We start from the raw sequence: 13,939 nt of genomic DNA, 5'->3' as shown, positions 1-13,939 counted from the left end.
GCCCAGGCTACTTCTTCTGGCAGTCCCTGCACAGGCCGAAGACCTCAGCAGTGTGCCCGGTCAGATTAAAACCGTGCTCCTCCGCAAGGCTGTGAGCCCACTGCTCGACTGGTCCGCCGGCGACTTCAACGGTGCTGCCGCAATCGGTGCAGACCAGGTGATGATGGTGGTGGTCACCGCACAGCCGGTAGAGAGCCTCTCCGGAGGCATTGTGCAGAACATCGACAATGTCCATTTCTGCAAGGGACTGGAGCGTCCGATAGACCGTCGTCAAGCCGACCTTGTCCCCACGTTCCGTCAGCGACTTATGAATGTCAGCAGCGGAGCGAAAATTAGGGGCCTCACTCATAATCGACACGACGGCGCGGCGTTGGCGAGTACTGCGCTGGCCGATGCGGGTTGCGGCCGGCCGCGCGGAGGCGTGTGCCCCGGTGCTAGCGGGGGAGCCCGTACCACGTGGGTTTTCGCCAGAACTAACTTCGTGCATATCTTCGCCAGCCATGTAACCGACACTACCCGGTATCGGTAGGACAAGATGCGCTAGAGTATAGGGGAACTTTTAACTGGCCTGTTGGGGTCAGTACATTTTGCTTTTCATTATGTCGTTCGCCGCACGGAACGGGCTGAATTGTGTGCCCGGAAAAGGCGTGTGGTGTGCGATGCGAAGCCATTTATAAGGAGTGGTCTAGACCGTGGCACCTAAGTCAGTTGTCGATACCGTCGCCAACCTGTGTAAGCGCAGGGGGTTCGTTTACCCGTGTGGTGAAATTTACGGCGGTACCCGCTCGGCATGGGATTACGGTCCCCTGGGTGTGGAGCTGAAGGAAAACATCAAGCGCCAGTGGTGGAAGACCTTCGTCACCGGCCGTAAGGATGTCGTCGGCCTGGATTCCTCCATTATCCTGCCGCGCCAGGTCTGGGAAGCTTCCGGCCACGTCGCTACCTTCACCGACCCGCTGGTGGAGTCCCTGCACACCCACAAGCGCTACCGCGCTGACCACCTGCTGGAGGCCTACGAGGCCAAGCACGGTCACCCGCCGGCCAATGGTCTGGCAGATGTTCCGGACCCGGAGACCGGTCAGCCGGGCAACTGGACCGAGCCGCAGATGTTCTCCGGTCTGATGAAGACCTTCCTCGGCCCGGTCGACAATGAGCAGGGCCTGCACTACATGCGCCCGGAGACCGCTCAGGGTATCTTCGTAAACTTCAAGAACGTTATGACCACGGCTCGTATGAAGCCACCGTTCGGTATCGGCCAGACCGGTAAGGCATTCCGTAACGAGATCACCCCGGGCAACTTCATCTTCCGTACCCGCGAGTTCGAGCAGATGGAGATCGAGTACTTCGTCGCACCGAACGAGGCGGAAGAGAAGTTCGATGAGTGGGTCGACGCCTGCTGGAACTGGTTCATTGACCTGGGCGTTAACCCGGAGAACATGCGTCAGTTCGACGTTCCGAAGGACGAGCGCGCTCACTACTCTGCACGCACAATCGACTTCGAGTACCGTTTCCACTTCCAGGGAAACGAGTGGGGCGAGCTGATGGGTGTCGCCAACCGTACGGACTACGACCTCGGCTGCCACATCGAGCACTCCAAGGAAGACCTGCGTTACCACGACCAGGTCACCGGCGAAAAGTACGTTCCGTACGTCATTGAGCCGTCCTTCGGTCTGACCCGCGCCCTGATGGCCTTCCTGTGCGATGCCTACACCGAGGAAGAGGTGCCGAACGCAAAGGGCGGCACCGACACCCGTACTGTGCTGAAGCTGGACCCGCGTCTGTCGCCGGTTAAGGTTGCTGTTTTGCCGCTGTCGAAGAAGGACACCCTGACTCCGACTGCTGAGGCTGTCGCCGACAAGCTGCGCCAGTACTGGGCCGTCGATTACGACACCTCCGGTGCTATCGGCCGTCGTTACCGTCGCCAGGATGAGATCGGTACTCCGTTCTGTGTCACCGTTGACTTCGATACTCTCGAGGACAACGCTGTGACCGTCCGTGACCGCGACACCATGGAGCAGGAGCGCGTCAAGATTGACGAGCTGGAAGGCTACCTCGCAGCTCGCCTGGTGGGCTGCTAATGGCCGAAGAAGTTTTTTGGGAATCCTATAGTCTCGGTGACGGCTCTCGGGAAAAATCCGAGCAAACCTGGCCGATTCTGAAGGAAAGCACCGAAGTCGGCACGTACATCCGTGATGAGCAGGGCGATCGCCTCAACACCCCGGAAGGGGAGTGGGTCATTGATGCCTCTGCTAATCACCGTGTTTCCGCCACGCTTCCCGACGGCCGCGTGTTCTCGACCGTTGCTGCTGACCGTGACAAGATTTCGCGAGCCAAGCAGCTTTCAGTGACCTTTGGGCCGGTTCGTCCTGAAGGCAAGCTGGTGTGCGAGGGATCGACGAACTACGTCATCGAGAATGCGAAGACCGGCGAGAAGTGGGGCCAGTTTACCGGTGCGTCCCGTGGCGTGCGCCACGCAGAGGTGCAGTTCGACACCGATGAGGGCCGTGCGCTGCCGGAAGAGGAGAAGATCTTCCTGGTCTACAGTGCTCGTCGAGTGCTGGAGTCCCGCATGGTTTCCTCTACCTGGATTCTCACTGTCTGCTTGCTCTTGCTGATTGCCTATATGATTTGGGTGTGGATCGTGTAGCAACTATTGCAGACAGCGTCGTTTACGACGAGAACCAAAAGACCCTGTCCGACGGCTGGAGCTGTCAGGACGGGGTCTTTAGTGCTTTCTGGATCACCTCGCCACAAGGGCGTGGCTGGCAGGTGAAAGCCCGCTTTTTTAGCACGAACGCGCTAGTGATGACGAATCCGGATGAGGGGGATTCTTTTGTCCTAAACAGAGAAGGACGGGGAATTCGCACGGTCTTCGACATCGAACGGCCAGGCTATGAGCTCGCCCGAATCGTCAGAGAGGACAGCCTAGGCCGAGGGGTATTTGGTGTCTATGCCCAGAAAGGAGACTTCCGGGGGAGTTTCGAAGACTGGCTGATTGCCGCCTCTCTGGCGACGTGGTCTGTGGATGGACCACGCCAGATGCGAATTTAGGCGGGAATCTAGAAGCCCATTGTGCTGCCGGAGCCGCCTGGTCGGCTCGAACCCCCGCCGAAACCGCCGAATCCGCCGATACTGCCACCAAAGCCGCTGTTGTTGCTGAGCATGCTGCCTAGCACCATGCCGGCGACCATCGAACCGTTGCTGCCGCCACCGCGGCGCTGATCCTGGTAGCGGCGGATGTCACGGCGGGCCAAGTCAGCGGCCTCAGCCGCGAGCTTGCGCGCACGACGTGCGTAGGCCAAAGCCTTTCGCGGATCGTCGTTGGCCAAGCCCTGAGCAGAGCCGTAAGCACGCTGCGCCTCCGCGAGGCGAGTGCGAGCCTCAGCACCAACCACACGGCGGCGGGTAGCAATTAAGTCAGCCGCGGCGCGAATGTGATTGTCGGCATCCTGCATGCTGTGCTGCAAAGTAGCGGTAGCGCGGGCGAACGATGCGGCCTTGTCTCGAGCGGAGTCGAGGGCTTCGTCGAGCAGCTCATCGGCATCGGTCAGTGCGGTCCAGGAACTCAGTGGATCCACTTCGGACTTATTGGCTGCCACACCGAGTGCTTCGCGGCCTGCTTCGATGGCTGCATTGAGACGCTCGCGGTTGATGTTGGCGCCTTGCGGTGCCGACATCAGGTGCGAGGCCTCATCGATTTCACCGCGGACCTCGGCGATAAGGGAAGCCAGCCCCGCGACTGCAGCGTGAATATCGCTATCGGCGTGTTCAATGGCCTCCAGAAGACTCTCTGCCTGTGTGAGCGCAAAGTCGGTGGCCGACAGTGCATCAATCAGACCACCTTGCTCACCGGCGGGTAGGTCCGCGATGCGGCGGGCCTCAGACATTGACTGGTCAGCCTGATTCAGGTGCTCCGTGGCCATATCAATATTGTCGGTCACAGAGCTGAGCATCTGCTCTTCGTAACGTGCGCGCAGACCATCGAGAATTTCGCCGGCACGCGGCATACGTGAACGCAGCTCGACACTTCGCTGAGTGAGCTTCGAAATCGTCGCTTCAGCATTCATCAACTCCTGGCGGAGTTTCTGGAAGTTTGCGGCCTCGCCGTCGAGCTGGTCATCCGCAACACCACAGGTGGAGATAATCTCCAGCAGGACACTGCGGCGCTCGATTTCGTCGGACACGGAGCCGTCGTCAAGCTGTTGGCGAAGTGCAAACGCACGCTCGAGCGTGGACTGAGAGTGCTTCAGTGCGTTGTCGAAGCTGCGGATGCGTTCGGTGCCGAACTCAGCGCGGGCGAGGTCGAGCTCGGTGCTGGCCTTGCGGATGGACTCATCGGTACTGACAATCTCATCGTGCGCAAGAACATCGAGCGAGCTGGTGCTCAGCGAGTCCAGCGAAGAGACATCCCTGGGGTCGATGTTGCGGCCACGAGCGATCTCCTCCTCATCGCGCTTCTTCTTATTGCGACGGCCCACGGCCCAGGTGGCGCCACCGACAACGGCGGCACCACCGAGGCCGGCGCCGAGTGCCCACCCACCGGCGGAGCCGCTGCCACCGCCTGCCTCGGCGATGGCAGCTTCACCCGCAGCTGCCCAGTTGTCATCCTCTAACAACTGCCCTTGAGCTGCTCTGTTGATGGCCTCCGCGTTGCGGGGGAAGGAGTCTCCGACGAAAGCGCCGAGGTTTCGGTCTTCCACGGCGACGACCAGGACACCGCGGTTGTCGGCAGCTCCGAGGTGCTCCCAGGCCTGCTGCGCCCACTGTTCGCCCTGAATGCCGTCGAAGCTCTTGATGTAAAACACCGAGAACAGGAGTCGCTTCTCTGTCTTGAGCTGCTGAATCTGCTCCTTCAGACGAGCTTCATCGCCGCCGCTCAGCACACCTGCGAGATCAGCCACCTCGCCCGACACATCCGCCGGTGCCTCGGCGTGCGCCAGGGATGCTGACGGTGCGAGTGCCAGCAGCGAAGCAGGTGCGTGAACCGGTGGCTGTGCCGGTAGTGCGGCAGTAATTAGCGGCATGCTCAGGCCGAGAAAAGCACCCGATGCGGCAAGGTAAAGGGGGCGAAACACGCGATTCCTGTCAGACATATCTACAAGGATACGTAACAATAATTACGTGGCCGGTAAATTTTCGTATTCATCTTTTGAACTCGCTCGTATTGTCGAGGAGTCTCCGAAGCAGTCATTGCTGCCCGGGGTGCAGTCCTTGGAATCTCACCGGGCGGCGTTTGCGCGAGATCGCGCCCGCGTTTTGCACTCCGCAGCGCTGCGCAGACTGGCTGACAAAACCCAGGTCGTGGGGCCAGGAGAGGGTGATACTCCGCGCACGCGCCTGACTCACTCGCTGGAGGTCGCGCAGATTTCCCGTGGAATCGCCAGCGAGTTGGGTGCAGATGAGGATCTCGCAGAGCTGGCCGGCCTGACCCATGACATCGGGCATCCGCCGTATGGCCACAACGGCGAGCGCGCCCTCAACGAGATTGCCGCTGGTTGCGGCGGGTTCGAGGGCAACGCGCAGACGCTGCGTATTCTCACTCGCCTCGAGCCGAAGGTGCTCGATGGTACAGGTGAGCCCTGTGGACTCAATCTCACTCGGGCGGCGCTCGATGCGGCTTGTAAGTACCCGTGGACACCAATCGGTCCCGATGGTCAGCTCCGCCACAAGTACGGGGCCTACCAGGAAGATGCTGCGATCCTGCAGTGGATTCGCCAGGGCGTTCCGCACGGCAAGCAGTGTCTTGAGGCGCAGATCATGGACTGGTCTGACGATGTCGCCTATTCCGTCCACGATGTCGAAGATGGCATCGTCTCTGGCCGCGTTGACCTGGGTGTTCTGTGGGACACGGTGGAACTGGCCGCGCTCGCTGACAAGGGCGCTGCCGCATTTGGTGGCGATCCAGCGGAGCTCGTCGAGGCTGCCGGGCGTCTTGCCAGCTTGCCGGTGGTATCAGCTGCGGCGTCCTATGATGGTTCGCTGCGCTCGCTGGTCGCGCTGAAACGGATGACCTCGGAGCTGGTCGGCCGTTTCGTCACGGCTTCCGTCGCGGGTACGCGTGCTGCCTCCGGGTCGACGCTTCCGCTCGGGCGTTACGACGCGGACCTCGCCGTGCCCAGCTCGATTCTGGCGGAGGTCACCATGCTGAAGACCATCGCCGTGCTGTATGTGATGGATCTTCCGCGTCATATTCGCCGTCAGGAGCGTGAACGCGATCGTCTTTTCCGGGTGGCCGAGTATCTGCAGGAAGGTGCTCCAGGGACGCTTGATCCGATGTTCCAGTGGCTCTATTCCCGGGCGGAGAGTGACCAAGCGCGGCTGCGGGTTATCGTTGATCAGCTAGCGTCGATGACGGAATCGCGTGTAGAGCGGCTTGATCGCCGGATTGCTGGTGTGGCTGCGGCGTGGGGGTAGTGCTGTCAGCGATTACTATTTTTGAAGTATCCGCTGAAGGCTACTACTGAGGTCATCGGAAAGCGCCTTCGTAGTCTCTGCGTCGGGCTTCGCATGCATGTAATCGAGGGCTAGTCCATTTACGATAGCTGTGATGAGCCGGGCCGTCTGAGCTATATCTCCAGGGACGTCTGCGGCGGACAGTGCTGAAATGAGATGGTCCTGGAATCTACTGAGTTCGTTCTGGTACTCCTGGGCCAGAACTTTGCGTGTTGATGCAGCGGCACCGAGGATAACCCACAGTGCTGCGTCTTCGCGCTGTATTGGGCCGATGGGGAGTAGTTCGAGCAGGGAGCGGTGGAGCTGTTCTAGCGGCGAGGTATTCGATTGAAAGCGTAGCGACGAGACTCTTTCATGCTGTCGTGCTGCCGAGCGCAGAAGTGCCCTGCTGAGTAGTTCGTCTTTCGTGCCCATAAAATACTGCACTGTTCCAGGGGCTACGCCCGCCTGTTGAGCCACTTTTCGAACGCTGACAACGTCGAACCCCTGGTTAACAATTACTTTGATTGCTGCATCGGAAATGGCTTTTTCCTGAGGTGACATCATGCTCATATCCTAAAACTCCTTTGGGGTTTCATTCGCGCCACTTCCCGTACGACTGTATGATAGTTTACTATACGAATGTACGAGGGAGTGATGGAGATGGACTATCTTGTTCTTGTGGGGCTTGCGCTTCTTGACAGTCTCAGTGCTGGAACCCTGCTGATTCCAGTAGTGCTGCTCATCGTCTGGCGGAGGATGAGGGGTGCCGAATACGTTACTTATTTAGGGACAATTGTCTTGTCCTACTTTGCGGTTGGCATCGCGCTCTTTTTCGGCCTGCGTCAGGCTTTAGACGCAGTCTCGGGCATTGCATCCAACACTTGGTTCAGTTGGGTGATGATGGTGTTGGGTATTTTGTTAGCTGCTTACGGAATCCTGGCACCGAATCCCAAGAAACGGACTGTCGAAGAGGTACTTGAATCTCGGTCGGAGGACACGAAGAAAGGTTCTGCCGGCCTCCCCGCGATGGTGGGTTTAGCCTTAGCAGCAGCAGTTGTCGAGGTCGGTACGATGTTGCCGTACTTGGCGGCAATCGGAATCATTGAATCGATGGCAGTGCCTTTCGCAGTGCAACTGCTTATCCTCGCGCTCTACTGTGTAGTGATGATTTCGCCCGCAGTCATCGTTGGAGTGCTCTTCGCGGCCTTCGGAGATAAGGTCTACAACCGGGTAGTGAACGTTATCCCCCGGTTGGAATATGAAACAAAGGTCACTGTTTTGTGGGTGGCAGCAATAATTGGCATCGTTCTTGTTGCCCGGAGCGCAAATCAACTCGGTTTTATCGGGTAGCGCTGATTCCGCAGTAATACTTTGGCTCAGTCCTCCGCGTCAGGAATTTCGCAGAAGCTCTCGTAGTGGTCGTCGGTGTAGTACCAGACATCCGGATCGTTTTCGGAACCGCCGCCGACAACGATGCGGCGTGCACCGCGGCTGGAATTGCCCGGGGTGGTCACGGTGTATTCGCGGTAGTAGTCACCGCGCTCCTTCGGCAGGCGTCCCTCGTAGTTGCCGAAGTGCTTGCCGTCGTGCTGCGAGTAGATGTGGTCCTGGTCGGTCAGGATGCGGTCGATAACATCGTCGGCCTCCTGCGGCAGGGTATCTACTGCGCAGGTGGCACCCTTTGCACCCGACTTGTTGCTGCTCGAGTTAGGACCCGGCTTGGGATTCGACTTCGCGCTAGAGGCGGCGGAACTCTGCGACCCCTGTGAGTCCTCCGACCCCGATGCGTTCTGATCTCCGCCATCGAGTCCCAGGTAACTACCAGCCAGCACCAGGGCGGCAGCGCCGACGCCGCTCGCAATCTTCTTCCACTCAGCCATGGCTAGTATCTTTCCATATCGGTCGCCGCCGGCACGTTATGGGCTGGGCGCGGGCGGCTCGTCGGCAAGCGAAACCTCTACGGCGGAGTCGATTGGACGGGTTGGGTAAGGTTATTTTCATGGCTAGGGGAAGAATTCCGGACTCCGATATCGCGGCAATCCGCGAACGGACTCCGATTGAGGAGATCGTTGCAGAATACGTGAACCTCAAACCGGCTGGCGCGGATTCTCTGAAAGGGCTTTCGCCTTTTAAAGACGAGCGCACGCCGTCGTTCCACGTACGCCCCAATCATGGCTACTACCACTGCTTTTCCACCGGCAAGGGCGGTGATGTATTCAGCTTCCTCATGGAGATGGAACACCTGTCGTTCCCGGAGGCTGTCGAAGCCTGCGCGGAGAAGATTGGCTTCCACATTAACTATGAGGGCGGCGGCACGGGCCGTCGCGAGGAACCGGGAACTCGCCAGCGTCTCATCGCCGCAAACCGCGAGGCACAGAAGTTCTACCGCGAACAGTTCTCCACTCCAGCGGCAGCGCCCGCGCGCGAGTTTCTGGAAAACCGCGGCTTCACCGCCGAGCACGCGGCCCAGTTCGGCTGTGGCTACTCGCCGGCCGGCTGGGACACTCTAACCAAGCACCTGCAGCGCCTGGGCTTTAGCTTCGAGGAGTTGGACAAGGCGGGTCTTTCCAAGATGGGGCGCATGGGGCCGATCGATCGTTTTCACCGTCGTCTCATGTGGCCGATCCGCAATATGTCCGGCGATGTCATCGGCTTTGGTGCCCGCAAGCTTTTCGACGATGACAATCTGGGCAAGTACATGAACACGCCCGAGACCATGCTGTACAAGAAGTCCAAGGTCCTCTTCGGCCTGGATCTGGCAAAGAAGGATATTGCCGCTGGTCATCAGGCTGTAATCGTGGAGGGCTACACCGACGTCATGGCCATGCACGCCTCGGGCGTGACCACAGCCGTCGCGTCCTGTGGCACCGCTTTCGGCGAGGAGCACCTCCAGCTGCTGCGTCGTCTCATGCTCGACGACAACTTCTTCCGCGGCGAACTCATCTACACCTTCGACGGCGACGAGGCAGGGCAAAAGGCCGCCATGCGCGCCTTCGAGGGGGAGCAGAACTTCACCGGCCAGTCCTACGTCGCGGTCGCGCCGGACGGCATGGATCCGTGTGATCTGCGCCAGAAGAAGGGCGAGGCCGCAGTCCGCGATCTCGTTGCTTCACGACGGCCATTGATCGAATTTGTCCTCCGCACACTTCTGGCCGACTATGACCTGACCACCGCTAATGGCAGGGTCTCCGGGCTGCGCCGAGTGGTGCCTGTCCTGGCCCAGCTCAAGGACGCGGCGTTGCGCGATGAGTATGCCCGCGAAGTTGCCGGCTGGATTGGCTGGAATGATGAAGCCGAGCTGGTGCAGCGCGTCCGCGAGGAGGCCAGTCGGCCACAGAATGAAAAGCGCACTCCCTACCAGCGTCGCCAAGAAGAGGCCCGTGCCCGCGAAGAGGCAGAGGAAGCGCGGCGCCGGCGCAACCCGGCACTGCCGTATCCAAACCCGCGGGACCCTGTGCTCTATGCGCAGCGTGAGGCTCTCAAGTTGGCAATTCAAGAGCCCGCCACCACCGGCCCGGTATTCGATGCGCTCGCACCCGAGACCTTTGGGCATCCGACCTACCGGGCGGTATTCGATGCCATCATGGCTGCAGGTGGTGCCTGCGGGGAAGCGGCCACACAGCCACATAGTTGGGCGACCGCAATTATGGATCAGGCGCGGGAGGACGTCGTCAAGCATCTCGTGACTGAGCTGGGCGTGGAGCAAATCGCCGTCGATGCAGAGACGCTGCGCCCGTATGCGCAGGCGATTCTGGCGCGGTTGCAGGAGGTGTGGGTCGGTGACCAAATTGCACAGCTGAAGGCGATGCTCTCACGAATGCGCCCCTCAGACGACGAAACCGCCTACAACTCGCTGTTCGCGGACCTGCTCGCGATGGAGCAGTACCGCCGCGAACTGCAAGCAGAGGCGGTCAAGGTCGTGTTTGAGTAGCTAGTGGCTAGCGACTAGTAGCCGCGGCGAATCCACTCTTCCAAGTGCGGAGCCTCGCGGCCAATCGTCGTGTGGTCGCCATGACCCGTGCGGACAGTCGTTTCCGCAGGCAGAGTCAGCAGATTGTCGCGGATGGAGTTAATAATCGTGTCGAAATCCGAGTAGGACCGACCGGTCGCCCCCGGACCGCCGGAAAACAGCGTGTCACCAGAGAACAGCTCCGCGGCCTCCGGTACGTACAGACAGCACGAGCCAGGGGAGTGGCCCGGAGTGTTAATAATGACAACCTCCGTGCCTGCAATCTCCAGGCGCTGACCGTGCGCGAGGTCCTCGTGCGCCAGGTCCGGCCAGGACTGCTCCCACAGCATCTGGTCGCCCGGGTGGACGAGCAGGGGAGCGTCGAGCTTCTCCTGCAGTTCAGGGGCCACAGTGATGTGGTCGTTGTGCGCGTGGGTGCATACAATCGCCTTTACCTTGCGGCCATCCACCGCGTCAATAATCGGCTGCGCCTCATGCGCCGCATCGATGACAATGACCTCACGGTCATCGCCGAGCACCCATACGTTGTTGTCTACGTCCCACGTGCCACCATCGAGCGAGAACGTGCCCGACGTGAGAACGTGGTCGACCCTCAAACCCTTGTTCACAGCGTCACCACCGATCGCAGTACCTTACCGGCCTTCATGGTTTCGAAGGCCTCGTCAACATCCTCAATGCCAATGCGCTCCGTCACGAAGCCCTCTAATGGCAGGCGGTTCTGCAACGACAGATCCACCAGCATCGGGAAGTCGCGCTCTGGTAGGCAGTCGCCGTACCAGGACGACTTCAACGCACCACCGCGGCTAAACACATCCGCCAGCGGGATGTCCAGCTCCATTGTCGGCGCCGGAACACCGACCAGAACAACGCGTCCAGCCAGGTCACGGGCGTAGAACGCCTGCTTGTAGGTTTCCGGACGGCCGACCGCATCAATCACGACATCAGCACCGAAACCGTCGGTCAGCTCACGCACTCGCTTAACGACGGGATCCTCTTCCCCGGTGCCCTTATCGCTCTTAGCCAGCTCCGCAGAGTTAATAGTCTCGGTCGCGCCGAATTCGCGGGCGGTGTCCAGCTTCTCGTTCGAGATATCGATGGCAATAATCTTGCTAGCGCCGGCCAGCTTGGCACCGGCGATAGCGGCCGTACCAACGCCACCGCAGCCGATGACGGCTACCGATTCACCGCGCTTGACCTCGCCGGTGTTAATAGCCGCACCGATGCCGGCCATGACACCGCAGCCCAGCAGGCCCGCAACGGCCGGATCGGCTGCCGAATCGACCTTGGTGCACTGGCCCTCGTGGACGAGGGTGGCATCCGCAAAAGCGCCGATTCCAAGTGCTGGGGTGAGGACGGTGCCGTCGGCAAGCGTCATGGGCTTGGAGGCGTTGAAAGTGCTAAAGCAGTACTGTGGCTCACCACGCTTGCAGGCGCGGCACTCGCCACAGACGGCGCGCCAATTGAGGACAACGAAATCGCCGACGGCAACATGCGTGACCTCTTCGCCAATCTCGGAGACCACGCCTGCGGCCTCGTGGCCGAGGAAGAACGGGTACTCGTCGGTGATATCGCCGTCGCGGTAAGCCAGGTCTGTATGGCAGACGCCGCAGGCCTGGATGTCAACAATGACATCGTTCGGGCCCGGGGACGGGATGTGGATATCAGTAAGTTCTACAGGTGCGCCTTTTTCGTGTGCGATAACGCCGCGAACAACGCGTGCGGTTTGCTCGGTGTTTTCGGTTCCGTTGGCTTGTTCAGACATAAGCCCCATCGTAAGAATGCGATATGAAAAGTGCATGATGGAAAGCGTTTTCAGTACTGCTGGGGGCTTCGTTGGGCTGTGTGAGATTGCGTGGATTGCACGGATTGCACGGATTGTGTGGATTGCACGGATTGCACGGATTGTGTGGATTGCGTGGATCATGTGGATTGCACGGATTGTGTGGTTTCAAGAACTCACAACAATGTCATGGCCGATGGGTATGAGATGCCTAAATTAACCTTTGACCTGGCGATTTGTGAGTTTCAAGGGGTCTGGGTAAAGTATCTATCCGTCGCAAGGAACGGCATGGCCGAAGTTCGGTTTAGCCGGTTCTGTGCGGTGGATATTCCTCCATAGCTCAATGGCAGAGCATTCGACTGTTAATCGAAGGGTTGCTGGTTCGAGTCCAGCTGGAGGAGCAATTAAGCCAGGTCAGAGAGTTTTTCTCTGGCCTGGTTTTTTATTCGCAGTGTTAATCCACTAAAACAATCATTAAATATTCGGGCCAAAGGACAAAATTCGTGTCTTTCCCCGACGCGCCCCGGCTGGTTATTGAGGGGTTGGGCCGTGGGAGTGAGCGGTCTATTTTCTATTCCGCCACTTATGGCCAAGTTTCGGGGTCTTGTCGATGGTGTCGGTGACTTGTCGATGGTTTTTCGGCACTTATGCGCACGGTATTGGCTGGGTCTCTCACATGTCGATGAGGTATTCACTTATGGCCACGCTCCAGCGCATCGATAGGTGAATACCTTGGCCACAAGTCGCTGGAGTCTTGGGCCAGAGCGCTGGAGCCGAAAGCTTGCCACTTACTCGCCACTTATGCGGGGGTTCTAGAATCCCAATAGCGCAATGACAAGTGAAGAGGAGCCATCACGGCATCGCGGCAGCACGCCACGTATGGCTCGAAGATGACGTATGGCTCGACAGTAACGTTTGGCTCTGTATACGCGACCATATGTACACATTGGCGCAACAGGTCACTTTTGGGCCATAGGCGGACAGTTAAGCCATAAATGGACAGGCGCATAGGAGGCGATGGAGCACTTTTTTTGGGGGGGCACAAAGCTGCCCGAGCTAGCCAGTACCTGAGTACTTAGAGACGTGGGCGCTATGAGTTCCCCAGCCGAAGCCGCAGGTGGCGCGGTTGGGCTGGGGCGCGGGGACCGTCGTAAAGCTAAAGGTTAGACCTGATCTAGGAGGTCCCAGAGTGTCGAACTGTGGATAATCTGCAGGTCGTGGGCTTCGGGCGCGACGTTGACGTGGCCAGGCATGAGCGTCACGGACGAATGCGTGTGACCGTGAACGATGCCGGTCCAACGATTAGCGTGCGGAGCCCAGCGGACGGCATTCTTGGACGCGGTCCGATCCATCAGCGCGGGGTAGTGGTTGACGAGATAGGCCTTCTTGCCCTGTTTAATCTGGAGATTCAGGCTGATGAGGTCAAAGACGTTCTGGTAGGCGCCCATCCATTCCATCTGCACCGCAGGCTGGAACTTGGGGTGAATCTGATCGTGGTTACCAGGAGTCAGAATCATGGTGAGGTTGCACGCTGACTTGACCTCGGCCAGCTTCTCCAGCGCGTAGGTATCTTCGTGAACCGAAATATGGGGGTAAGTAAAGAAAAGCGTGTCTGGTCGGTGTGTCGTCGGTGGGCACCTTTTCCATTTAGTCCCAATGCGAGTTACTGACCACGTTTATGACTGGTGACGTTGGGTCGATCTGAGTTACTGACTGCGTTTATGACAAAAATGGCCCGAAAAATGGCTTGAAAG

13 protein-coding genes and 1 tRNA gene are annotated in these 13,939 nt (G+C 59.3%); 7 read left to right on the top strand and 7 right to left on the bottom strand.

Features of this window, described 5'->3' with window-relative positions; translation table 11 throughout:
* Positions 1 to 7 precede the first annotated feature (7 nt).
* Positions 8 to 502: a Fur family transcriptional regulator gene (locus tag ADB02_RS03035; protein WP_016423111.1), complete on the bottom strand. Its 495-nt coding sequence runs from the start codon at positions 500 to 502 to the stop codon at positions 8 to 10.
* Positions 503 to 692: 190 nt separating this feature from the next.
* Here ADB02_RS03035 and ADB02_RS03030 point away from each other — a divergent pair, with 190 nt between their 5' ends.
* From ADB02_RS03030 to ADB02_RS03020, 3 genes are read left to right on the top strand one after another with little or no spacing between them, the layout of a single operon-like run.
* Entirely contained in the window at positions 693 to 2,078 is a 1,386-nt protein-coding gene (locus ADB02_RS03030; protein WP_049189626.1) for a glycine--tRNA ligase, read from the top strand.
* Positions 2,078 to 2,647 carry a hypothetical protein gene (locus ADB02_RS03025; protein WP_049189625.1) on the top strand — a complete coding sequence of 190 codons (570 nt, stop codon included), beginning with the start codon at positions 2,078 to 2,080 and terminating at the stop codon, positions 2,645 to 2,647. The genes ADB02_RS03030 and ADB02_RS03025 overlap by 1 nt, the downstream gene beginning before the upstream one ends.
* A complete protein-coding gene (locus ADB02_RS03020; protein ID WP_049189624.1) occupies positions 2,635 to 3,051 on the top strand; it encodes a hypothetical protein in 417 nt (138 codons plus the stop codon). Before ADB02_RS03025 ends, ADB02_RS03020 begins: the two co-directional genes overlap by 13 nt.
* 8 nt (positions 3,052 to 3,059) lie before the next feature.
* Here the strand turns inward: ADB02_RS03020 and ADB02_RS03015 are convergent, their stop codons facing one another.
* A complete protein-coding gene (locus tag ADB02_RS03015; RefSeq protein ID WP_241482391.1) occupies positions 3,060 to 5,093 on the bottom strand; it encodes a TPM domain-containing protein in 2,034 nt (677 codons plus the stop codon).
* Positions 5,094 to 5,121: 28 nt separating this feature from the next.
* On the opposite strand from ADB02_RS03015, the gene ADB02_RS03010 reads away from it, so the two are divergent.
* The gene (locus ADB02_RS03010) at positions 5,122 to 6,414 is read left to right on the top strand and encodes a deoxyguanosinetriphosphate triphosphohydrolase (RefSeq protein WP_049189622.1); all 1,293 of its coding nucleotides are present in this window, start codon (positions 5,122 to 5,124) and stop codon (positions 6,412 to 6,414) included.
* Positions 6,415 to 6,429: 15 nt separating this feature from the next.
* Here ADB02_RS03010 and ADB02_RS03005 read toward each other — a convergent pair whose 3' ends face one another.
* Positions 6,430 to 7,005 carry a TetR/AcrR family transcriptional regulator gene (locus tag ADB02_RS03005; RefSeq protein WP_048732681.1) on the bottom strand — a complete coding sequence of 192 codons (576 nt, stop codon included), beginning with the start codon at positions 7,003 to 7,005 and terminating at the stop codon, positions 6,430 to 6,432.
* 69 nt (positions 7,006 to 7,074) lie between these two features.
* Between ADB02_RS03005 and ADB02_RS03000 the strand changes: the two genes are divergently transcribed.
* A complete protein-coding gene (locus tag ADB02_RS03000; RefSeq protein WP_224783737.1) occupies positions 7,075 to 7,785 on the top strand; it encodes a GAP family protein in 711 nt (236 codons plus the stop codon).
* Positions 7,786 to 7,811: 26 nt separating this feature from the next.
* Here the strand turns inward: ADB02_RS03000 and ADB02_RS02995 are convergent, their stop codons facing one another.
* Positions 7,812 to 8,315: a ribonuclease domain-containing protein gene (locus ADB02_RS02995; RefSeq protein WP_049189621.1), complete on the bottom strand. Its 504-nt coding sequence runs from the start codon at positions 8,313 to 8,315 to the stop codon at positions 7,812 to 7,814.
* A gap of 119 nt (positions 8,316 to 8,434) precedes the next feature.
* On the opposite strand from ADB02_RS02995, the gene dnaG reads away from it, so the two are divergent.
* Positions 8,435 to 10,366 (top strand): DNA primase, encoded by a 1,932-nt coding sequence (gene dnaG, locus ADB02_RS02990; protein ID WP_080969560.1) that lies wholly within the window; start codon positions 8,435 to 8,437, stop codon positions 10,364 to 10,366.
* A 14-nt stretch (positions 10,367 to 10,380) separates the two neighbouring features.
* On the opposite strand, the gene ADB02_RS02985 is transcribed toward dnaG, so the two are convergent.
* Both ADB02_RS02985 and ADB02_RS02980 read right to left on the bottom strand, forming a co-directional pair.
* Positions 10,381 to 11,013 carry an MBL fold metallo-hydrolase gene (locus ADB02_RS02985; protein WP_049170745.1) on the bottom strand — a complete coding sequence of 211 codons (633 nt, stop codon included), beginning with the start codon at positions 11,011 to 11,013 and terminating at the stop codon, positions 10,381 to 10,383.
* Complete coding sequence (locus ADB02_RS02980; RefSeq protein ID WP_414630085.1) at positions 11,010 to 12,176, bottom strand: S-(hydroxymethyl)mycothiol dehydrogenase; 1,167 nt, start codon at positions 12,174 to 12,176, stop codon at positions 11,010 to 11,012. The genes ADB02_RS02985 and ADB02_RS02980 overlap by 4 nt, the downstream gene beginning before the upstream one ends.
* 338 nt (positions 12,177 to 12,514) lie before the next feature.
* Between ADB02_RS02980 and ADB02_RS02970 the strand changes: the two genes are divergently transcribed.
* Positions 12,515 to 12,586, top strand: a tRNA-Asn gene (locus ADB02_RS02970).
* Between the two features lie 762 nt (positions 12,587 to 13,348).
* Here the strand turns inward: ADB02_RS02970 and ADB02_RS02965 are convergent.
* Positions 13,349 to 13,702, bottom strand: coding sequence for a hypothetical protein (locus ADB02_RS02965; RefSeq protein WP_049189619.1), 354 nt, complete (start codon positions 13,700 to 13,702; stop codon positions 13,349 to 13,351).
* Between the last annotated feature and the right edge of the window lie 237 nt (positions 13,703 to 13,939).

This window comes from Corynebacterium sp. 212_CJEI (genome assembly GCF_001055915.1).
In the GTDB taxonomy this organism is placed as follows: Bacteria; Actinomycetota; Actinomycetes; order Mycobacteriales; family Mycobacteriaceae; genus Corynebacterium; species Corynebacterium jeikeium_D.
This window is presented reverse-complemented; position numbering and strand designations above follow the sequence as displayed.